General features: G+C 59.3%; 18 protein-coding genes and 1 pseudogene. 11 read left to right on the top strand and 8 right to left on the bottom strand.

The window, feature by feature from the left end; all coding sequences use genetic code 11:
- Nucleotides 1-214 precede the first annotated feature (214 nt).
- The 4 genes and pseudogenes from DYI20_RS07130 to DYI20_RS12605 form a co-directional block, all read left to right on the top strand.
- On the top strand, nucleotides 215-1,216 hold the full coding sequence (locus DYI20_RS07130; protein WP_122549198.1) for an IS481 family transposase: 1,002 nt from the start codon (nucleotides 215-217) through the stop codon (nucleotides 1,214-1,216).
- Nucleotides 1,217-1,441: 225 nt separating this feature from the next.
- Nucleotides 1,442-1,789 carry a hypothetical protein gene (locus tag DYI20_RS07125; protein ID WP_110111061.1) on the top strand — a complete coding sequence of 116 codons (348 nt, stop codon included), beginning with the start codon at nucleotides 1,442-1,444 and terminating at the stop codon, nucleotides 1,787-1,789.
- 88 nt (nucleotides 1,790-1,877) lie between these two features.
- Nucleotides 1,878-3,043, top strand: a protein-coding gene (locus tag DYI20_RS07120; protein ID WP_122549200.1) for an IS3 family transposase whose coding sequence is annotated in 2 segments (ribosomal slippage) — nucleotides 1,878-2,162 and nucleotides 2,165-3,043 — 1,164 coding nt in all. Because the reading frame shifts where the segments join, the coding sequence is not laid out codon by codon here.
- Nucleotides 3,044-3,285: 242 nt separating this feature from the next.
- Nucleotides 3,286-3,486, top strand: a pseudogene (locus tag DYI20_RS12605) (IS30 family transposase); the annotation flags it as partial.
- A gap of 227 nt (nucleotides 3,487-3,713) precedes the next feature.
- On the opposite strand, the gene DYI20_RS07110 reads toward DYI20_RS12605, so the two are convergent.
- Entirely contained in the window at nucleotides 3,714-4,934 is a 1,221-nt protein-coding gene (locus DYI20_RS07110) for a chymotrypsin family serine protease (RefSeq protein WP_122549199.1), read from the bottom strand.
- A gap of 233 nt (nucleotides 4,935-5,167) precedes the next feature.
- On the opposite strand from DYI20_RS07110, the gene DYI20_RS07105 reads away from it, so the two are divergent.
- Entirely contained in the window at nucleotides 5,168-5,554 is a 387-nt protein-coding gene (locus tag DYI20_RS07105; RefSeq protein WP_110111057.1) for a hypothetical protein, read from the top strand.
- Between the two features lies 1 nt (nucleotide 5,555).
- The gene (locus DYI20_RS07100) at nucleotides 5,556-5,846 is read left to right on the top strand and encodes a hypothetical protein (protein ID WP_110111056.1); all 291 of its coding nucleotides are present in this window, start codon (nucleotides 5,556-5,558) and stop codon (nucleotides 5,844-5,846) included.
- Between the two features lie 96 nt (nucleotides 5,847-5,942).
- Here DYI20_RS07100 and DYI20_RS07095 read toward each other — a convergent pair whose 3' ends face one another.
- A complete protein-coding gene (locus tag DYI20_RS07095; protein WP_136090268.1) occupies nucleotides 5,943-6,146 on the bottom strand; it encodes a hypothetical protein in 204 nt (67 codons plus the stop codon).
- Between the two features lie 146 nt (nucleotides 6,147-6,292).
- Nucleotides 6,293-6,679 (bottom strand): helix-turn-helix domain-containing protein, encoded by a 387-nt coding sequence (locus DYI20_RS07090; protein ID WP_110111054.1) that lies wholly within the window; start codon nucleotides 6,677-6,679, stop codon nucleotides 6,293-6,295.
- A 190-nt stretch (nucleotides 6,680-6,869) separates the two neighbouring features.
- Here DYI20_RS07090 and DYI20_RS07080 point away from each other — a divergent pair, with 190 nt between their 5' ends.
- The 3 genes from DYI20_RS07080 to DYI20_RS07070 are packed head-to-tail and all read left to right on the top strand — an operon-like array spanning nucleotide 6,870 to nucleotide 9,973.
- Nucleotides 6,870-7,871: an IS481 family transposase gene (locus DYI20_RS07080; RefSeq protein WP_122549198.1), complete on the top strand. Its 1,002-nt coding sequence runs from the start codon at nucleotides 6,870-6,872 to the stop codon at nucleotides 7,869-7,871.
- A 33-nt stretch (nucleotides 7,872-7,904) separates the two neighbouring features.
- On the top strand, nucleotides 7,905-8,954 hold the full coding sequence (locus DYI20_RS07075; RefSeq protein ID WP_122549197.1) for a baeRF3 domain-containing protein: 1,050 nt from the start codon (nucleotides 7,905-7,907) through the stop codon (nucleotides 8,952-8,954).
- Between the two features lie 2 nt (nucleotides 8,955-8,956).
- Nucleotides 8,957-9,973, top strand: a complete 1,017-nt coding sequence (locus DYI20_RS07070; RefSeq protein ID WP_110110414.1) for an alpha/beta hydrolase — start codon at nucleotides 8,957-8,959, stop codon at nucleotides 9,971-9,973.
- 48 nt (nucleotides 9,974-10,021) lie between these two features.
- Here the strand turns inward: DYI20_RS07070 and DYI20_RS07065 are convergent, their stop codons facing one another.
- The 4 genes from DYI20_RS07065 to DYI20_RS07050 form a co-directional block, all read right to left on the bottom strand.
- Complete coding sequence (locus DYI20_RS07065; RefSeq protein WP_122549196.1) at nucleotides 10,022-12,199, bottom strand: malate synthase G; 2,178 nt, start codon at nucleotides 12,197-12,199, stop codon at nucleotides 10,022-10,024.
- 2 nt (nucleotides 12,200-12,201) lie between these two features.
- On the bottom strand, nucleotides 12,202-13,590 hold the full coding sequence (locus DYI20_RS07060; protein ID WP_122549195.1) for an FAD-binding oxidoreductase: 1,389 nt from the start codon (nucleotides 13,588-13,590) through the stop codon (nucleotides 12,202-12,204).
- Between the two features lie 95 nt (nucleotides 13,591-13,685).
- On the bottom strand, nucleotides 13,686-14,432 hold the full coding sequence (locus tag DYI20_RS07055) for an IclR family transcriptional regulator (protein WP_122549194.1): 747 nt from the start codon (nucleotides 14,430-14,432) through the stop codon (nucleotides 13,686-13,688).
- Nucleotides 14,433-14,523: 91 nt separating this feature from the next.
- A complete protein-coding gene (locus tag DYI20_RS07050; protein WP_122549193.1) occupies nucleotides 14,524-15,600 on the bottom strand; it encodes a 2,3-butanediol dehydrogenase in 1,077 nt (358 codons plus the stop codon).
- A gap of 761 nt (nucleotides 15,601-16,361) precedes the next feature.
- On the opposite strand from DYI20_RS07050, the gene DYI20_RS07045 reads away from it, so the two are divergent.
- Nucleotides 16,362-17,864, top strand: a complete 1,503-nt coding sequence (locus DYI20_RS07045) for a GntP family permease (protein ID WP_122549192.1) — start codon at nucleotides 16,362-16,364, stop codon at nucleotides 17,862-17,864.
- Nucleotides 17,865-17,908: 44 nt separating this feature from the next.
- The gene (locus DYI20_RS07040) at nucleotides 17,909-19,402 is read left to right on the top strand and encodes a CoA-acylating methylmalonate-semialdehyde dehydrogenase (protein WP_122549191.1); all 1,494 of its coding nucleotides are present in this window, start codon (nucleotides 17,909-17,911) and stop codon (nucleotides 19,400-19,402) included.
- 32 nt (nucleotides 19,403-19,434) lie between these two features.
- Here the strand turns inward: DYI20_RS07040 and DYI20_RS07035 are convergent, their stop codons facing one another.
- Nucleotides 19,435-20,334, bottom strand: coding sequence for a LysR family transcriptional regulator (locus tag DYI20_RS07035; protein ID WP_122549190.1), 900 nt, complete (start codon nucleotides 20,332-20,334; stop codon nucleotides 19,435-19,437).
- Nucleotides 20,335-20,406 lie beyond the last annotated feature (72 nt).

Raw genomic sequence — 20,406 nt, 5'->3', positions numbered from 1 at the left:
CTATATTGTGTACGATATCTGGCTCTAATACCCCATAATAGAGATAGAAGCCCACCTGTTGTATCCAATAACGGTCGGCGTCACGGGCCGTCTCCATCATTGTCCGCAACACCTAGATGTAGTTCCTCGGGAGGTTGTGAACGGGATTTGAGGTCAGAGACGACCCCCGGTATCGAGGTGGGTAACGACACGCACCCTGACCCGGAGGTCTTCCATGACACACCGTAACGCCCCGATGACCATTGAGGGTAGGCGCCGGCTCGTCTCTCTTGTTGTCGATCACGGCTGGCCCCAGCGACGCGTTGCTGAACGCTTCCAGGTGTCCCCGGCAACGGTGTCTCGCTGGGTGAGCCGGCACCGGGCAGGGACCGGTTTGGCTGACCGCTCGAGCCGTCCGCACCACAGCCCGAACAGGCTCAGCGCACGTACCGAGCGACGCATCATCGCGCTGCGGTTCAACCGCCGATGGGGGCCGCACCGGATCGGCTACCACCTGCGCGTGCCACGCTCGACCGTCGGGCAGGTCCTGGCCCGCTACCGGATGCCTAACCTGGAATGCATCGATCAGGCCACCGGCCTGCCGGTCCGCCGGCCCGCACCCTGTCGCTACGAAGCCGAGCAGCCCGGCCAGCTGGTCCACGTTGATGTCAAGAAGCTTGGCCGCATCCCTAACGGTGGCGGATGGCGGGCTCATGGCCGCGGATCGGGCCAGGACCGGAAGGTCCAGTCCTCACGGGGCAAAGCCGCGCGTGCCGGGCAGCCTTCGTCGCGGGGGTATCGGTACCTGCATCACGCCGTCGATGACTACTCCCGGCTGGTCTACTCCGAGATCCTCAATGACGAGAAGAAACACACCGCAGCAGGCTTCTGGAAGCGGGCGAACAGGTTCTTCACCAGTATCAGTGTCGCGATCGAAGCAGTCATGACGGACAACGGGGCTTGTTACCGGTCCGCGGACTCCCAGCAAGCCCTCGGAGATGGGGTCAGGCACAAGCGGACGAGGCCTCGCCGTCCGCAGACGAATGGGAAAGTCGAGCGGTTCAACCGGACGCTGATGAACGAATGGGCCTACGCGAGACCGTATGCCAGTGACAGTGCTCGCGAAAACTCGTACGCAGCGTTCTTACATGACTACAATCACCACCGAGCCCACACCGCCATCGGGGGACTCTCACCAGCAGACCGCGTTCACAACCTCACGGGGAAGTACACCTAGGTGCTCACCACAGGGGCAGCGCCACTTCTCGTGGTCGCCCTTGCCCTGCTCAAGGGAGCATCCGAGCTTTTTGGTCCTTTGGCGAGATCGGGGTACTTCTGCGGCTTCGTCACAAAGATAGTTAATCCCCTCTATACAGTCAATGTCTAGGGGGGATAACGGAATCCGCCGAGAATCTCTTCCATCGCGGTAGGTCCAGTACGGCAAGACTTCCGAGGAGGTGTCATGAAGGTCTACCGACCGCTGGAGACCGGTCAGGTTCCGGATTACTCGCATACTGTCCCGGTGGTGATACCGGAAGCGCTAGAGAAGCTGGCTAGTCACCGAGATGGTGTCCTCGCTCTGCCGATCCGCTTGGACTGGACCCCGGCGAACTCGCATGACCTCTCGGATCGGCTTCGGGTACGAACTCTCTACGCCACAATGCTTCGTGAGGCCGCGACGGAGGATGGCTTGCACCGCTACCTCCACGCTCGCCGTGTCGTCCACGAGTGCGCGTGGCACAATGATGAGGTTTCCGGACACTCGCTAGTTGTGATGTCCAGGGACGTTGTTTCGGCGACACAGCCGTGAGGGGCTGAGAGGCGAGGGCGGGTCTGCCGCACCGGTAGGTGATATCTGAGTTGGGTTGCCCGGGAGGGTGCCCTGGAAGGATGTCATTGTGCCGAAGCCTTATCCGAGCGAGTTCCGGGACGACGTCGTGCGCGTTGCGCGGGGCCGTGAGCCTGGTGTGACCATCGAGCAGATCGCGACCGACTTCGGGGTTCACCCGATGACCCTCACGAAGTGGTTGCGGCGTGCCGCGGTCGAGGAGGGCGCGAAGCCGGGCGTGACGCGCTCCGAGGGAGCGGAGCTGCGGGAAGCGCGGAAGCGGATCCGGCTGCTCGAGCAAGAGGTCGAGGTGTTGCGGCGCGCGGCGGCGTATCTGTCGCAGGCGAATCTGCCGGGAAAAGGCTCTACCCGCTCGTGACCGAGCTCGCCGCTGGTGGGGTTCCCGTCGCGGTGACGTGCCGGGTGCTGAAGCTCGCTCGCCAGCCCTACTACCGGTGGCTGGCGGCTCCTATTACCGATGCTGAGCTCGTTGCGGCGTATCGCGCGAACGCGTTGTTCGATGCGCACCGCGACGACCCGGAGTTCGGTTACCGGTTCCTGCTCGACGAGGCCCGCGACGCGGGCGAAGTCATGGCGGAGCGGACGGCGTGGCGGATCTGCCGTGACAACGGATGGTGGTCTGCGTTCGGGAAACGCCGCCGAGGGAAGGGCCGACGCCCCGGCCCGCCCGTTCACGACGATCTCGTGCGTCGGGAGTTCACCGCCGATGCCCCGAACCGGCTCTGGCTCAGCGATATCACGGAACACAAGACCGGTGAGGGCAAGCTCGACCTCTGCGCGATCAAGGACGTGTTCTCGAACCGCATCGTGGGGTACTCGATCAGCGACCGGATGAAGGCTCGTCTCGCCGTCGACGCGGTCAACAGCGCCGTCGCACGGCGCGGGAACGTTGCCGGCTGCGTGGACCACACCGACCGAGGATCCCAATTTCGCGCGCGGAAGATGGTCCGCGCCCTCCACCACCACGGCATGGTCGGATCGATGGGCCGAGTCGGCGCGGCCGGCGATAACGCAGCGATGGAATCGTTCTTCAGCCTGCTGCAGAAGAACGTCCTCAACCGGCGCACCTGGGACACCCGGGACCAACTCCGCATCGCCATCGTCACCTGGATCGAACGCACCTACCACCGACGCCGGCGACAAAAGCGGCTGCACAGTTTGACGCCCATCGAGTACGAAGCAATCATGAACACCGACGTCGCCCTCGCGGCGTGACTACAACCCGTCACCTATCCGTGCGGCAGACCCAGCCATGAAGAAGGGGTAGTCGATGTTGGTGAACTTGGAGTCCATCAGCACATCCTTGGGGACGCCTCCCCAGTGTTGTGTGAGTTCGCTGACTGAATCGCGAACCGTGACGCTGGGAGTGAACCCAAGTGGACACACCAGGGTCTCTACCAGACCCGGGGCGTTTCACCCAGTACGGTTCACTGTTCACTGAGGCCATCAAGACCCCGGTGTACTTCGCTGACGCGAAGAGTCCGTGGCAGCGGGGCAGCAACGAACACCTCAATGGGCTGCGGCGGCAGTACTTCCCGAAAGGCACCGACCTCTCATGGTGGGGTGCCGCGGAGATTGCTGCGATAGCCACCGCGATGAATAATCGGCCTCGCGGGATCCTGGGTTGGAGGACACGTGGCGAAACTTTCGCGAATTAGCTAAGCTCAGCTCAACTGTCAACTGTTGCGACCACCGGTGGAATACGGCTTGCGACCCACGGTCCAAGTGAAGAATGCATCCGGCCACGTTGGCGGCCCCACGGCGGGCCACCGCGTTGTTGGTCCCTTCAAGTCCACCGTTCAGATCACCGTAGACGAGGAGTTCGAGGTCGTTGACACCGGCAACTGCGGACTCTGAGCCAGCCGGGACGTTAACGGCCCAAGTGTTAGTTGGAGCCGGTGTTGACCTCCACTCCGAGTACGTCTTCCGCATCCAAGATGTTGGAGAAGGTCGAGAGGTCCTCAGACTGACCGAAGTGAATGCCTAAGGCAGCGTTGCCGGAATACCACGGCCCTCCGCTGTCGCCCGCTTCAGTCAGTCCGGCCTCAGTCTGCACGGCATTCGACACTCTGACAATCTCCATCGCATCCGGATCGATCGCGTTGAACGAGTGGTTGGCGCTCCGTACCGTCGTGCAGTCAGAGCTCCCGCGCTCCTGTCCGAAGTTGCAGACCAAGGCCCCTTCAGGAGTTCTCGCGCGGGATGTGATCTCTCGAGTGGAGTCGCCCTCAGGGTCTAGGACAATGGCGTTGTCAATGGGGTCAGTTGTGGTGTGCACTCTGACATCTCCTTGTGGGCCGATGTGCCCGTCAACGAACGTGAGTTCTTCACTGCCTCCGGACGGAACGCCGGCGTCAGGTGGGCAGTGGTGAGCTCCGAGCAGCGCGTTCTCCCCGTCCCTGTATGCGGTGAACGCAGAGGTGCAGTGAGTGACCCCAACCCCGCCAAGCACCGCTTCAGGCTCGATTCCCAGGTCTTCTGTGGTTGAAATAGCTACCTCCACGGGCGCATCCCGTTCCACTTCTTCAATCAGAGGCTCGACCTCATCTTCGTCTGAAGGGTCGACCTCCACCTGTATCTCGAGTTCCCCATCTTCAGTAAAATGCCCCGACACAGCGTCGACCTGTGCGGGTGCGTAGAGCTCCGCTAACGCCTCAGACCGCGCTTCCTCCATGTCTTCCTCGCTGACTTCAGCGTCGTAGCGCAGCTCTACCGAGGTAGGAAGCTCTGTAAAAGCCTCCCGCACTTCATCTTCGACGGGCTCTGTAAAAGCCACCCATGCTCCGTACCCCTCATCTTCTTGACGGTCAGGGGTCCAGCCCGCCGAGTAGAACAGGTCGGGATGGGTCTCGTAAGCCAACGTCAAGACTGTGAGGAACTGTTCTTGGCCGGCATAGGAGGCATGAACCTGCTCAGGGTCAGTCTCACTGCGCTCAGCAAGCCTCTCGATGTCATCAGCGAAGTCTTCAGATACTTCTGCTTCCGCTTCGCCTCCGACGATTTCCCGCCCATTGTCTTCCACGCTGTCTGCACTTGCGGCAGACAGCCAGACAACCACCGCGTAGGCAACGCCGAGGACGGTTAGTGGGATTCTCTTCAAATTCATACGACTTCTCCAAGGCGTTCTCATTTACTGATGGCGGCCATCAACCATCGACGAGGCAGCGTTCCGGTCGGACTGTACTCAAGATACTCACACAGGCACTGAGCTTTTGTGTAGTAGGGGTTGACCTCAACCTAAGGAATGTAGTGAGGTGGGACACGCGGGCCAAAAGCGAGTACTTTCTTCGGCCTGTTCCTGTTTCCCCGAACAGAGCGAAGTATGGAGGGTAAGTACTGATGCGAATCATCAAGATGGGAGCTTCCGCCCTGGCGGCTGCGGCGCTGACCGTTGGGTTAGTAGCGCCTGGAGCTAACGCTTCGGAAGTCGAAGAGCAGTCCGTGGACTTGGCAGCTGTTGAATCAGTCAGCGAGGTGAAAACCGCCTACGAGATCACTCTGGACGACGCCGAGGCAGCGTCTGAGGAGTCTCCGCTCTCTGACGAAGAGGCTGAGGAGATTGCTGATGCCGAGATTCCGGCCGCAATCGTCTACGCCGCGCGCCATTGCCTGACTGGCATTGGGCTGAACAGCACTCAGATCACCCGCATGGCTGAGCTGGGCAGCACCACAGACATACTGCAGGCCTTCGGCTTTGCCGCCGTCCGCTGCGTGATGGGGCGATAAGATGTTCGGCTCATACAAGAACCCCAACGAGATTCGCAAGGAACTTCACGAGGTAACACAACAGATCTCCGAGCACCCGCTGGCTGCTGAGCAGCTGAAGCAAGCCCAGGAACTGGTCGAGCGCCGTAAGGCCGAGCAGGTCGATCCGGCGGAGATCAACAGAGAACTGACCGAGCAGGGGTTGCCCTCCCTGGAAGAGCAGGGCAAGGCAACTACTGCTGGGGCGCGGAGCTACTACAAGCTGCACCGTAAGAAGAGGAAGCTCGAGCGGAAGCTTGAAGCCGCGTCCTGACCCCTTTGAGTCAAGAAGGTGGGGTGCGGTGAGCATCGCTCACTCCACCCCACCTTCTTGCTGTACCTGGCGACCCTCATAAGCGAGATGAGGGCCTCAGAGTCCTGTTGAGGTGTCCTCCTCGCCAGAAGAGGGCTCTTCGCCCCTTGCTTGGTAGACCAAGAGAAGTCCCGTCCCCATCGTCACCAACGCCAGAACCCACAGCACCACAGAATGCTCGGCAAGGTTCGCGTTATACGTCAGCGCAACGAACAGCGGTGCAGCCATGACCAGCAACACTCCGAAGTTCAAGCCGCTCATTGCTCTCCTTTGCCTCAGCTCGTAGTCCATCCGTAATATTTCCTCCGGGTGACCGACTCAGCCCTGCCTGATGCCCGTGATGCTAATGACCGCCGGTCGCGTGTCCGCTGCAAAGGGGCTGGGGGCGTTTCAGCGGCTGGGCTGGGTCAGGCCGCGGCCTTTTCCTCGTGCGGGCCAGTGGTGAGCTGGGAGACTCGACCGCGTGAGACTCCCAGGATGGCGGCGATATCAGTCACAGATAGTCCCTGGGAGCGCAGCTCGGCTACGGCGCCTCGGATCTCTGAGGCGGCTCGGGCTTGCGCTTCGGCTGCATCCTGAGAGAGTTTGCGAGCCTGGACGACCTTGCTTCCGAGCTCCCCGAGGTCAGGAGTGACGGTCACTGCCACGGGTGCTTCCCCGGTGAGGGTCTCGATGTAGTCGGCAGCTTGCTGTTCTGCGGCGGCGAGGGTGCGGGCCTGGGTGACACCGAGGTCGGTGACGTGGATTTCCCAACCTCCGGACCAGCGGCGGGCTATGGTGGTGTAGGCGCTCATAGGTTCCATCCTTTCGGCAGGCAAGCCAGCTTCTTCTCGGTGTCGCGTACAACTCCAGGGGAGATTTCGCGGGTCTGGGTGATCACGGCTAGATGTAGTTCCTCGGGAGGTTGTGAACGGGATTTGAGGTCAGAGACGACCCCCGGTATCGAGGTGGGTAACGACACGCACCCTGACCCGGAGGTCTTCCATGACACACCGTAACGCCCCGATGACCATTGAGGGTAGGCGCCGGCTCGTCTCTCTTGTTGTCGATCACGGCTGGCCCCAGCGACGCGTTGCTGAACGCTTCCAGGTGTCCCCGGCAACGGTGTCTCGCTGGGTGAGCCGGCACCGGGCAGGGACCGGTTTGGCTGACCGCTCGAGCCGTCCGCACCACAGCCCGAACAGGCTCAGCGCACGTACCGAGCGACGCATCATCGCGCTGCGGTTCAACCGCCGATGGGGGCCGCACCGGATCGGCTACCACCTGCGCGTGCCACGCTCGACCGTCGGGCAGGTCCTGGCCCGCTACCGGATGCCTAACCTGGAATGCATCGATCAGGCCACCGGCCTGCCGGTCCGCCGGCCCGCACCCTGTCGCTACGAAGCCGAGCAGCCCGGCCAGCTGGTCCACGTTGATGTCAAGAAGCTTGGCCGCATCCCTAACGGTGGCGGATGGCGGGCTCATGGCCGCGGATCGGGCCAGGACCGGAAGGTCCAGTCCTCACGGGGCAAAGCCGCGCGTGCCGGGCAGCCTTCGTCGCGGGGGTATCGGTACCTGCATCACGCCGTCGATGACTACTCCCGGCTGGTCTACTCCGAGATCCTCAATGACGAGAAGAAACACACCGCAGCAGGCTTCTGGAAGCGGGCGAACAGGTTCTTCACCAGTATCAGTGTCGCGATCGAAGCAGTCATGACGGACAACGGGGCTTGTTACCGGTCCGCGGACTCCCAGCAAGCCCTCGGAGATGGGGTCAGGCACAAGCGGACGAGGCCTCGCCGTCCGCAGACGAATGGGAAAGTCGAGCGGTTCAACCGGACGCTGATGAACGAATGGGCCTACGCGAGACCGTATGCCAGTGACAGTGCTCGCGAAAACTCGTACGCAGCGTTCTTACATGACTACAATCACCACCGAGCCCACACCGCCATCGGGGGACTCTCACCAGCAGACCGCGTTCACAACCTCACGGGGAAGTACACCTAGACGTGACTTCGGTCTCCTCGGTAGTGTGAACTCATGGGACTACACGGACAGTTTGATCAGATCACCGCAGAAGACCTGAAAGCCATGGCTACCGCCGAGGGGTTGAAGGTCTCGATATTCCTTCCCACCAATCCGATCCACCACAGCTCCTCGGAGACGGCGACCCGGATTAAATCCGCGCTGAATGAGGCGAAAAAGCAGGCTTCCGACCCCGACGCCATTAACCAGATCGTGGCGCCGCTGGAGGAGCTAGTCTCCGACCCGGGTTTTGTGCGTGACCAGTCTGAGACCCTGGCACTCTTTGCTGCCGATGGTTTTTGGCGGGCCTACCGGCTCGGTGTTCCGGTCACCGAATACGTTCACGTCAATCAGCACTTCGTGTTGCGACCGATTGCCGAGGCCCTCACCGAGTCCTCAGCGTTTTACATTCTGGCTCTGGCTCAAAATAAAGTGCGGCTTTTTGATGCCACCAAAGATACCGTCACCGAGCTGGAGCTCAACCACGTTCCGGAATCCCGTGAAGAATGGGAGTCGGATGATCGTAGTTCCGGTTATACCCCGGGCGTGCGCGGCAATGGGAACAGCAATTTCGAAGTCGAACAGCAAAAGTTCTTACACGATGTGGGGGCCTCGCTGGGTGATGAACTCGGCCGGGCGCGCTCGCAGCCACTGGTGGTAGCCTCCGTGTCCGAACTCGTCCCAGAGGTCCGAGGCTATTCGTCGTATCCGGTAGTGACCGAGGAATTCTTGGCCGGTAACCCGGAGACTAAATCCGGTGCTGAGTTGCGCGATGAGGTCTGGGAGCAGATCATCCGCCCGCGATTCGCTGCCGCCGATGATGCCGAGTATGAGCGCTTCGCCAATGTGGCTGGCACCGGCTTGGGCGAGACCCAACCCGATGTGATCCGCGATGGAGCGGTCGAAGGCCGGGTGGACCGACTCTTTATCAACCCCGCACTGTCCGCCTCAGATGGCACCGGTCAGGTGAACACCGCCATTCTGCATACGCTGTTGAACTCTGGTCGGGTCATCATCATTTCCGATGGTCGCGTCGAGAATGTTGCTGCCTTGATGCGGTATTAACCATGTCTAGCCTCACGCTGGCGGCTCGAGCCCTCGACCGGATCCCTGATACTGTACTGGACCGAGTTGTCCCTGCTCTGACGAATCGCTCGGGGGACCGGATGGACTCCGATGTTCGTCTTTCTCTGGCAGTTCTCAACCTCGCCACGAAAGACTTCTCCGATCTCCCGGTAGATCAGGCCCGCAGCGAGATCGAGAAGGAAGCGGCCGCCGGCAACCCAGGAAGTCCGGCCGTTTTAGCTGTCACCACCCAGTATGTGGGCGGAGTACTCGCGCGGGTCTACTATCCGATTGGAGCTCAGATCCCTCGTCCCGCTGTGCTCTACGCTCATGGGGGTGGCTGGACCCTGGGATCGACGCGCAGTCACGATTCGACCGCCCGGTTCTTGTGCCATCGTGCCGAGGTCATCGTGATTAGCCTGGAGTACCCGCTCGCCCCGGAACACCCTCATCCGACGGCGCTGTTGGCCGTGAACGACGCCCTGGATGCCGTCCTGGAAGGCCAGGTTCCCGGGGTGGATCCGCATAAGGTGATCATTGCCGGCGATTCGGCCGGTGGGCACCTAAGTGCGGCGGTATCTTTGCTCAGAGCGGATTCAGGTAGCTCACAGCCAGTGGCACAGATGCTCTTTGTGCCGGTAACTAACCTGAGCCGGCTGGATACGGTCTCATACGACGAATTCGCACGCGGGTACTTCCTCACGCGCAAGCACATGCGATGGTATCGCAACCACTATCTGGGTTCTGAACTGGAGTTGGCCACCGACTGGCGCGTTTCTCCATTGTTGGCGCCACCTGAGTTGCTGGCACGCACCGCACCGGCCTACGTGTCAGTGGCCGGATTTGATCCACTGCGCGACGAAGGTCTCGCCTATGCTCAGGCTCTACGTGAGGCCGGAGTGGAGACCACACTGCGGGTGAATTCCGGACTCTTGCACCCCTTCGTCAATTCCTTGGGCGTCTGGCGTGGCGCACGTGAGGCAATGCACCACGCCGTCAGGTTCATGCGCGACCTTTAACGCCTCGGCACCGTCCCGATTCAGAACGGTGCCGATTGCGTGTGAGAATTAGCCGCGCTGTTCCTGCTTCTTGGCCCGACGGTAGCGGTGCAACAACGGTTCGGTGTAGCCGTTGGGCTGGGCGGCCCCCTCAACGATCAGCGCACGAGCGGCCTGGAAGGCGATTCCGCCCTGACCGTTGGGCATCAACACCTCGTAGTTCGGGTCGCCAGCGTTTTGTTCATCGACCACAGCAGACAGGCGAGCCAGAGATTCATCCACCTTCTCCTGAGTGATGACGCCGTGTTCGAGCCAGTTGGCCAGTAGCTGAGAGGAAATCCGCAGGGTGGCGCGGTCTTCCATCAGAGCCACGTCGTGAATATCGGGTACCTTCGAGCAACCCACGCCCTGGTCGATCCAGCGCACCACATAGCCCAAGATGGATTGGACGTTTTCGTCCACCTCGGCCAGGCGCTGCTCATCGCTGAGCTTCTCGGGCTCACCCAGTGGGGGCTGGAGCAACGGCTCGAGGGACTGGGCCTGACGCTGAGCGATCTCGGACTGGACCTGGAAGGCATCTTCCAGATGGTAGTGCAGGGCATGTAATGTGGCCGCGGTCGGTGAGGGCACCCAGGCGGCGGTGGCCCCGGAGCGGACGTGACCGATCTTCTCCTCGAGCATATCGGCCATCAAATCCGGCTTGGCCCACATGCCCTTACCAATTTGGGCAGTACCGCGGAAGCCGGCCGCCAAGCCAATGTCGACGTTGGAGTTTTCGTAGGCCTTCAGGAAGGGCTGAGCCTTCATATCTGCCTTGCGCACCACGGCACCGGCGTGCATCGAGGTGTGGATTTCATCTCCGGTGCGGTCCAGGAATCCGGTGTTGATGAAGAATACCCGATCGCTGGCTTCGTTGATCGCGGCAGCCAGGTTGACCGAAGTGCGACGCTCCTCGTCCATAATGCCGATCTTCAGGCTGGTTGCGGGCAATCCGAGCAGCTGCTCGACCCGGCCCAGGGTCTCCACGGCGAAAGCAACTTCGGTCGGACCGTGCATCTTCGGTTTGACGATATATAACGATCCGGTCGAAGAGTTCCCTTTCCCGGAGCGCAGGTTCGGCACGGCCACCAGCGAGGTGATAATCGCGTCCAAAATACCCTCGGGCACCTCATTGCCCTCGGCATCCAGCACCGCATCGGTGGTCATCAGATGGCCCACGTTGCGCACCAACAAGAGCGATCGGCCCTTCAGCGAGATGGTATCGGTGCCATTGGCGGCGGTGTAGTGGCGGTCATCTGCCAGCACGCGAGTGAAGGTCCTGCCGTTTTTGGTCACCTCTTCACTCAGCGTGCCGTTGACCAGCCCGGACCAGTTGGAGTAGCACAGGGTTTTATCTTCGGCGTCTACCGCAGCCACCGAGTCTTCCAGGTCGATGATCGAGGTCACGGCCGATTCCAGCATGATGTCCTGGATCCCGGCACCATCGGTGGAGCCAATGGTGCCCGAGGTGTCAAAGTCGATCTCCAGGTGCAGGCCGTTATGGCGCAACAACACCGTCTCGGGCTGTTCGGGGGATCCGGTGTAGCCGATGAAGCCCTCTGGATCAGCCAGCTCAGTCTCGGTCCCGTTCGACAACGTGACCTTCAGGGCGCCCTCAACCACCCGGTAGCCGGTGGAGTCAGCGTGAGAGCCAGCGGTCAACGGGGCTGCGAGATCCAGCAGTTCGCGACCCTTAGCGATCACCGCAGCACCGCGAACCGGGTTGTAGTCTCCCACCGGTTCTTTCCCATCGGACTGATCGATCGCATCGGTGCCGTAGTAGGCATCGTAGAGCGAACCCCACCGGGCATTGGCGGCGTTGATGGCAAAGCGGGCGTTGCTCACCGGGACCACCAACTGCGGGCCGGCCTGGTGGGTGATCTCCACATCCAGGTTGGTCGTGGTGGCCTTGACCTCCTCGGGGGCCGGCAACAGGTAGCCGATCTCTTCCAAAAATGCGCGATACCTCGCAGCGTCGCCGACGCCGTTGTGCTCGCGGTAGTAGGTGTCCAGCTGCTGCTGTAGCTCATCACGGGTGGCTAACAGCGCCTGGTTCTTCGGGGTCAAATCGGCGAAGATCTCAGCCACCCCGGACCAGAAGCTCTCGGCATCCTGCTCAGCAGCCGGTAGCGCGTGGGTTTCCACGAACTCCAGCAACTCATCGGCCACCTGCAGTCCAGCACGTTCGGCGTAGTTCGGTTGAGTCACGGTCAGTTCTCCTTATCTGTCGCGTCAAAGATGGCGCCGGGGTTCATAATGCCCAGCGGGTCCAGGGCGTCCTTAATGCGTTGGTTGAGTTCCATGATGTCCTCGCCAAGATAGTCCTGCAACCAGGGTCGCTTCAGCCGACCCACTCCGTGTTCGCCGGTGATGGTCCCGCCCAAACCGATAGCCAGGTCCATAATCTCTCCGTAGGCCTGGTGCGCTCGGGCCTGTTGCTCCGGATCGGTGGGATCCAAAACCACCAACGGGTGAGTATTGCCGTCCCCGGCGTGAGCCATGGTCGGGATGCTCACCTGGTGCCGGGTCGCGATCTGGTTGATCCCCACCACCAACTCGCTAAGTTTCGGCAGAGGCACGCCGACGTCTTCTAGCAACACCGCACCCATCCGTTCAATAGAGGGGATCGCGACTCGGCGGGCGGTGACAAAAGCCTCGCCTTCCTCAGGATCATCGGTGCAGAAGGCCTCGGTGGCACCCTGCTCGGTACAGATCGCTTCCATCCGCTGGATTTCTTCCACCGCCGAGGCAGTCGATTCATCGGATTGGGCAATCAGCAACGCTGCAGCCTGATCGTCCAGTCCCATGCCGGTGGCGGCGTTGACGGCCTGGATGGTGGCGTGATCCATGAATTCCAGCATTGAGGGGCGCATTGTCCGGGTGATCTGTTGCACCGCCTGGGTCGCCGACTCCAGCGACGGGAAGGTGGCCACCATCGTGGTGGGTTGTTTTTGGCGCGGGATCAGGCGCAGGTGGACTTCGGTGATCACGCCGAGGGTGCCTTCCGACCCCACGAACAGCTTGGTCAACGACAGCCCGGCCACATCTTTGATGCAGGGGCCACCGAGCGTGATGATCTTGCCATCGGCGAGCACCACGGTCATCCCCAACACGTAATCGGTGGTGACCCCGTATTTCACACAGCACAAGCCTCCGGCATTGGTAGCCACATTGCCACCAATGGAGCAGATTTCGAAGGAGGAGGGATCTGGTGGGTACCACAAGCCGTGTTCTGCCGCGGCGACCTTGACCTCGGCATTCAGCGCCCCGGGGCCGGCGGTGACCGAACGTGTCTGCGGGTGAACCTCGATGGAATTCATCCGTTCCAGCGAGAGCACAATACCGTTGTCCACGGCGGTAGAACCACCCGACAGGCTGGTTCCGGCACCCCGGGGTACCAGGGCAATGCGGTACTTGGCGGCGATGGTCACGATCTGTTGGACCTGCTCGGTGCTGGTCGGACGCACCACAACCAGAGGGGTACCGGCCTCAGGGTCATTCGCCCGGTCCCAGCGGTACGACTCGATGGTGGCGGGATTGGTCACCAGCACGTCAGCAGGGAGTTGCTGCTGGAGCTCTTCAAGCGCAAGACGTTCCATCGGTCCCCCTGAGATGGAGTTCACGGGCAGGTGTGACGAAATGTACTCTAGCCCACCTCGCGTATTTGTGAAAGTTCTTTTCCGTATCGTGGATATTAGCCACGCGTTGCGGCGACACGTGCGATGCGCCAGGCGACTCGTTGGAGTAAGGGCACGGCTCGTTCTTTGAACGCAGCATCCACCCGGGTCACCGGACCCGAGACAGAAATGGCCGCCGGGGTCGGCAAGTCCGGGACGGGGACGGCAAAACAGCGCACGCCGAGTTCTTGTTCTTCGTCGTCGGTGGCGTATCCGCGAGCGCGGACGGCGCGAATTTCGTCGAGCAGTTCGGCGACTGTGGCAGGACCCCGTCCGGTGGGCTGGTGGATCCCCGCACGGACGACCAATTGTTCGATCTGCTCGTCTGGTAGCTGAGAGAGCATGGCTTTTCCAACACCGGAGCAATTGGTGTGGACGCGCCGACCGATTTCGGTGAACATGCGCATGCTTTGAGCGGAGGGAACCTGGGCGACATAGGTCGCCATATCGCCGTCCAGCACGGCCATATTGGTGGATTCCTGAACGGCATTGGTGACTTCGGCGAGGTAGGGTCGCGCCCAGGACCCCAACTGTTGTGAAGCGAGGTCACCGAGCCGGATCAGGCGCGGTCCCAGCCCATAGTGCTTATTCGGCAAGTGCCGAACGTAGCCACTGTGGGCCAGGGTCTTCAACAGCCGATGAATCGTCGGCAGCGGGAGTGCGGTCTGCTCGGCTAGCTCGGACAGCGAGATCTCACCGCCGGCACCGGCAATGTGCTCCAGAAGGAGGAAAGCCCGCTCCACCGATTGGACGCCGTTAACCATTCGCGCTCCCTTCCAGTCAGTCCGCGGAACTATAAGTCCATATTGCGGAAACTCTACCGGAAGGGAGCGCGATGTGAGCGAGAACGCAGTCTTACTTGTCCTGAGCGTTGACCTCGACGAGGATCTTCACTTCCTCATCAGCGTGGTCACGCAACTGGTTGAAACCCTTTTCCACGATATCTTCGGGCTTGATCACTGAGGAGATGAACTGCTCGAGGTTCACCTTGCCGGACTTCACGAGCTCAATAGCTTCTTCGTGGTCACCGGCGTATCCGAAAGAAGCACCCACCGAGTGCTCCGAGAGGGTCAGCTTGTTGGTGATATCCAGGTCAACGGCCTTGGTGTGCACAGCGACGACCTCGAGATGGCCGCCTGCGCCCAGGGAGTCCAGCATTTGTTCGAAGACCACCTGAGCACCGGCGCAGTCGAAGGCCACGGCGGCACCGGCGTTGTCGGTCTTGTCCTTGACGTAGTCGACAAGGTCCTCTTCGGTCGGATCGATCACGGCGTCGACGTAGCCGGCCTTCTTGGCGAATTCCTTCCGCTTGGCCGACACCTCGGAGGCGATCACATGTACGCCACGCGCCTTCAGCACGGCGGCGACCAGCTGGCCCACCGGGCCCATACCGCCAACCACCGCGGTCTGACCGGACTCCACGCCGGACTTCTTCACAGCGTGCAACGCTACAGACAGCGGCTCGATCAGCGCAGCCTGGTCCAGGGGCAGGTCACCGACCGGGTGAACCCACTGCTTGTCCACGACGAGCTGTTCAGCCAAGCCACCGCCGTTACCGGAGATACCGTGGCAACCGGCCTTAGTGCACAGGTTGTACTGCCCAGACTGGCAGGGGAAGCATTCGCCACAGACGATGACCGGTTCAACAGCAACGTGATCGCCGGGGCTGATGCCTTCCACATCGTCAGCAACCTCGGTAACGACGCCGGAAAATTCGTGGCCGAAGACGATCGGCAGGGTGTCTCCGGTCAGGGGGTGCTTTTCGTCTGCGGTCGGTGCCGGCGGTACCGGACCGTTGAAGTACAAGCTCAAGTCCGAGCCGCAGATACCGTTGTATGCCGGGGCAATTTTCACGGTACCGGGAACCAGCTCTGGCTCATCGATTTCTTCGTTGCGTAGATCTTCTTTGCCGTAGTACAGTACTGCCTTCATCACTTTGCTCCCTTTGTCGTATTTGTGAGTTGTGACGTGGACTCGCTTTCAGCGTACTGACGCCCGTCCGGTAAGTCATACGGGGGTAACCGCCGGTAACGTGATCTACCTCACTACTGTGTTAAGCTAGGGAAACCCGGTCAGCGCGGGACTTTCCAGAGCCTCTTATAAACATATGCGTAAATGTGCATGTCAGAGCCGAATGGGAAATTCTGCGACTCGGCCACAGCGAGCGAAAACTCCGCAGATTCTCGGTCTGAGGTGCGTTTTGACAGCTCAAACCGACCTCGCGAGTTCCGCTCTTTGCTAAGACTGTTGATTTTTGAGATACCTGCGTGGATCTCGTCATGTTGGTGAAAGATTCAGCTCCAGCACGCACTCCCCCAAACTTCACCAACGAAACACAATAGAAGCGATAGATACTTGCGTGGCCCATAAGGAGTGGCCACATTGCAAGATCCTCAAACCCCGGGAGGGCCTATTCAAAAGGAATCTGCCACCGCTGAAGTCGCAAGAACTCAAGGACGGCTACCCGACCATAGAGAGCGATTGAGGGAAAACACACCTTCTTAAAAAGCGAGCTCAAGAGCCCTCGCCACGGCACCCGTGCACGCACGCACAGCCGGCCCTAAAAATCTTCCACCCCCAGGACATTGAGCCAACACCACGGCCACCGTAATGTGACATGAAACACAATACCGTCGATTCGTGAAGAGCATCGGCTCGTACACCATTGTTCACATTCACACGAAGGGCAAAAAATGGCCATAGGGCTCATTGGCATTATCGCGTCGTTGATCTTACTGATCACGTTAGCTTACCGAGGCGTCCCTGTTATTGTGGCGGCACCTATCTCTGCATTTGTTGCGATGTTGCTCTCGGGAGTCCCGCTACTACCAACTTTCACAGAGATATTCATGCCGGGCGTTGCAGGTTTCATCAGCAACTATTTCCTTATTTTCCTCACAGGGGCCATCTTTGGCGCGCTTATGCTCGCCTCTGGTTACGCAACGGCACTAGCGCAAGTCATCACGAAATGGTTGGGACCCAAGCGCGCAGTCTTCGCCACCGTACTCACGTCAGCGCTGATGACCTACGGCGGTATCAGCGTATTTGTCGCTGCCTTTGTCATGTTTCCTCTCGCTCGCGAACTGTTTAAAGCAGCGAATCTACCGCGTCGCCTGGTACCCAGCACCATCGCTCTAGGGATACTGACATTCACAATGACCGCAATTCCAGGTGCTCCGCAGATCCAGAATATTATTCCTGGCCAGTTCTTCGGTACCAGTACATTCGCCGCACCTTTAATCGGGATTGTGGCCGGAATATTGATGTTTGTGCTGGGTATGGTCTGGCTCGAGTACAGATCCCGGGCACTTGTCCGAAAGGGTGAAAGCTTCGGCGATACGACAATTTTGGAGTCTAAGTTCGGGCGAGGAGCTGACCTCGGCTTGAGTCAGCCCGAGTCAGACCAAGAAGAAACGCGGGAAGGTGTTCGAAACGTTGCCAGCCCACCACGTGCCTCCGAAGATTCTCCAGACGCAGAAGGCAAAGCACCACGGACGCTTGTTCCACCAAATAACATTGTGCCATTTATCCCCTTCCTCTTGGTTTTTATCGTCAACTTCGGATGCACCATGTTCGTCTTCCCCGCATTGGACTGGTCAGTGCTTGAAGATGAAAAGTTTGGGGGGATCACGCTTGCCGATCGTTCCGCCACCTGGGCCGTCCTTCTAGCGCTACTTGCGGCGATCCTCAGCGTCTTGCTCTTCAATATTCGTCGCATTAGAAACCTCTGGGCGTCACTTATCGATGGAGCCAAGAACTCGCTCCAACCGATTTTCAATACCGCTTCTGAGGTTGGATACGGTGCCGTAATCGCGTCCCTAGGTGCGTTCACCATTATTCGTGACGGAATCTTCGGGGTCAGCAGCAACGCTCTTATCACTTCTGCTGTATCCACCTCAGTCATCTCAGGTGTGACAGGATCCGCTTCTGGAGGTATGACCATTGCGCTCAATGCCTTCGGACCTGATTTTGCCGAAATGGCAGAAGAACAGGGCATCTCTATGGAAGCACTTCACCGCATCACCTCAATGGCATCTGGTGGCTTGGACTCTATGCCCCACAACGGTGCAGTCATTACGCTTCTGCTGGTCTGCGGTATGTCTCATAAAGAGTCTTATAAAGACGTTTGTGTCATTACCTTGCTAATCCCCGTCGTCGTCACAGCGATCATGATCCCGTTCGCAATGATCCTTTAATACGGTCGCACAACACACCCCAAACACGAGATAAAGGAGCAAGCATGAAACGCATCATTCAGCACTGGATTAATAACGAGTACACAAACGGCGTGGAGCAAGAAACCTCGCCGGTCACAAACCCGGCAACTGGCGCAGTCAGCGGTGAAGTCATAATGGGCGGTAGCCAAACAGTAGACCAAGCGGTCAATGCCGCTAAAAGGGCATTCCCGAACTGGCGAGATACCTCTCTGAGTAAACGCGTTGGCATCGTGTTCAAGTACCGCGAACTTCTCAATCAACGCAAAGAGGAATTGGCGTCAATCATTACTGCCGAACACGGCAAAGTTCTAGACGATGCACTCGGTGAAGTAATGCGCGGGCTGGAAGTTGTGGAGTTCGCTTGTGGCATCCCCCACCTCCTCAAAGGTAGCTACACCGAAAATGCCTCTACCCGTGTCGATGTACATTCCAAACGGCAACCTTTAGGACCCGTTGCCATCATCTCACCCTTCAACTTCCCAGCAATGGTTCCGATGTGGTTCTTTCCTATCGCTATTGCCACGGGTAACACCGTAGTCATCAAGCCTTCCGAGAAGGATCCAAGCGCCGTTAATTGGGAAGCTGAACTATGGAAAGAGGCCGGACTACCAGACGGTGTATTCAACGTCGTACACGGCGGAAAGGATGCTGTCGATCGTTTACTGACGCACGAGGATATAGAATCGGTTTCGTTTGTTGGCTCAACGCCAATTGCCCAGTACGTGTACAAAACGGCAACCGCGCACGGTAAACGGGTTCAAGCTCTCGGTGGCGCCAAAAACCACATGGTTGTGCTACCCGACGCTGACCTTGATCTCGCTGCAGACAATGCTATTAATGCCGGCTTCGGATCTGCAGGTGAACGCTGTATGGCGATTTCTGTCCTCTTAGCCGTTGGAGACATTGCCGAGGAGCTCGTCGACAAGATCGCTAAACGCGCTCAGGCACTTCGCACTGGTGATGGAAACCGCGGTACTGATATGGGGCCGTTAGTAACTTCTGCCCACCGCGATAAAGTCTCGGGATATATCGACGCCGGCGAAAGAGAAGGGGCAACGATTGTCGTAGATGGTCGACAGGGAGACTTCGATTCCGAGGGCGCAGGCTTCTTTCTAGGCCCGACGCTCTTTGATCACGTGACACCCGAGATGTCCATTTATACCGAGGAGATCTTTGGTCCTGTACTATCGGTCGTTCGCGTCGAATCCTATAAAGAAGCTATAGAACTGATTAATGCCAATCCTTACGGAAACGGAACGGCTATTTTCACCCATGACGGTGGAGTAGCTCGAAAATTCGAAAACGAGGTCCAAGTAGGAATGATTGGCATCAACGTACCTATTCCGGTGCCAATAGCGTACTACTCTTTTGGAGGTTGGAAGAACTCTTTGTTCGGCGACACACATGCACACGGCACAGAAGGGATTCACTTCTTCACCCGCGGGAAGGTCATCACCACCCGCTGGCCAGACCCATCACACGGGGGCATCAATCTCGGGTTCCCAAAGAATGAGTAGCGCCACCCGATAACGGGCCGCGTTTCGCACGCTTAGCGCCAGCCAGCGGAAAAAGACTGACACACATTCCTAACAACGGCGCAAGTAGCAGTTACCGCCGGCCTACGCAGAGCGCCATCGCGAATTATCGCCCAATACTCTACAGGGAAGCGATATTCTCCTTCTAAGACTGGAATGAGAAGCTGGTCTTGGGAGCCTAAAAAGTCTGGCAAGAGACCGATGCCTGTGCCGTGACGAGTAGCTTCCAGGTGCACAAATACATTATTTGACGCAATCCCCGTCTTCATTGCAGGAAGGATGGCTTTGGCGTCCAAGAGCGCTCTCACCACGATCCCGGACTCCGTGTAGTAGTTGAGCCTATGCTTTTCAAGATCTCTAATAGTGCGCGGTGTGCCATAGTTCGCGAGGTAGCGACCTGAAGCATAGAGAGAGAACCCATATTCCAGTAGCGGGATCTTTTCTCCATGTACTTTTCGAGGTTCGCCCACGACAATTTCTAAATCCAGCGCCGCACTATTTTGTGTGGGATTCCTAGTCGAGCTAAACACCTCTACTGAAAGCGCTGGATGCCGAGTTCTTAATTGCGCCAACGCTGGCGTTAACGCCACCACTGCGAACGCATCCGGGGCGCCTACCCTGATCGTGCCAGAAACGGCCCCTGCTTGGTCAGACTGCGCTAAGTTCGCTAGCGAAGCTTCAATCTCTTCGGCAACCCTGCGTACCCGCAGGCCCTCTTCTGTAGGATGCCAGCCATCTTCGCCGCTGACAAGTAGCCGGGTGCCAAGAATTGCCTCTAAGCCTGCAATACGCCTAGAAACCGTTGCGTGATTGATCCCCAGTTGCTCTGCCGCTGCAGAATACGTCCCGTTTCGTGACACGCTCAAAAAGGTCATAAGCGACGGTAAGTGCGAATAGAGCTTTTCCCAATCCATAAAGTCATACTCAGTAGATTTGCAACGATACTTCCTTGGGTTTCCTTACCAAATCCCCTATTGTGATTCACT

This window comes from Auritidibacter ignavus, assembly GCF_003703835.1.
Taxonomy (GTDB): Bacteria; Actinomycetota; Actinomycetes; order Actinomycetales; family Micrococcaceae; genus Auritidibacter; species Auritidibacter ignavus.
This window is presented reverse-complemented; position numbering and strand designations above follow the sequence as displayed.

What these genes read in the sequence shown, in the direction of transcription:
- DYI20_RS07090 (WP_110111054.1), bottom strand. Translation starts at nt 6,679, where the DNA reads ATGAGCGCCTACACCACCATAGCCCGCCGCTGGTCCGGAGGTTGGGAA.
- DYI20_RS07130 (WP_122549198.1), top strand. Translation starts at nt 215, where the DNA reads ATGACACACCGTAACGCCCCGATGACCATTGAGGGTAGGCGCCGGCTC.
- DYI20_RS07105 (WP_110111057.1), top strand. Translation starts at nt 5,168, where the DNA reads ATGCGAATCATCAAGATGGGAGCTTCCGCCCTGGCGGCTGCGGCGCTG.
- DYI20_RS07075 (WP_122549197.1), top strand. Translation starts at nt 7,905, where the DNA reads ATGGGACTACACGGACAGTTTGATCAGATCACCGCAGAAGACCTGAAA.
- DYI20_RS07060 (WP_122549195.1), bottom strand. Translation starts at nt 13,590, where the DNA reads ATGGAACGTCTTGCGCTTGAAGAGCTCCAGCAGCAACTCCCTGCTGAC.
- DYI20_RS07035 (WP_122549190.1), bottom strand. Translation starts at nt 20,334, where the DNA reads ATGGATTGGGAAAAGCTCTATTCGCACTTACCGTCGCTTATGACCTTT.
- DYI20_RS07125 (WP_110111061.1), top strand. Translation starts at nt 1,442, where the DNA reads ATGAAGGTCTACCGACCGCTGGAGACCGGTCAGGTTCCGGATTACTCG.
- DYI20_RS07100 (WP_110111056.1), top strand. Translation starts at nt 5,556, where the DNA reads ATGTTCGGCTCATACAAGAACCCCAACGAGATTCGCAAGGAACTTCAC.
- DYI20_RS07070 (WP_110110414.1), top strand. Translation starts at nt 8,957, where the DNA reads ATGTCTAGCCTCACGCTGGCGGCTCGAGCCCTCGACCGGATCCCTGAT.
- DYI20_RS07045 (WP_122549192.1), top strand. Translation starts at nt 16,362, where the DNA reads ATGGCCATAGGGCTCATTGGCATTATCGCGTCGTTGATCTTACTGATC.
- DYI20_RS07050 (WP_122549193.1), bottom strand. Translation starts at nt 15,600, where the DNA reads ATGAAGGCAGTACTGTACTACGGCAAAGAAGATCTACGCAACGAAGAA.
- DYI20_RS07040 (WP_122549191.1), top strand. Translation starts at nt 17,909, where the DNA reads ATGAAACGCATCATTCAGCACTGGATTAATAACGAGTACACAAACGGC.
- DYI20_RS07055 (WP_122549194.1), bottom strand. Translation starts at nt 14,432, where the DNA reads ATGGTTAACGGCGTCCAATCGGTGGAGCGGGCTTTCCTCCTTCTGGAG.
- DYI20_RS07095 (WP_136090268.1), bottom strand. Translation starts at nt 6,146, where the DNA reads ATGAGCGGCTTGAACTTCGGAGTGTTGCTGGTCATGGCTGCACCGCTG.
- DYI20_RS07080 (WP_122549198.1), top strand. Translation starts at nt 6,870, where the DNA reads ATGACACACCGTAACGCCCCGATGACCATTGAGGGTAGGCGCCGGCTC.
- DYI20_RS07110 (WP_122549199.1), bottom strand. Translation starts at nt 4,934, where the DNA reads ATGAATTTGAAGAGAATCCCACTAACCGTCCTCGGCGTTGCCTACGCG.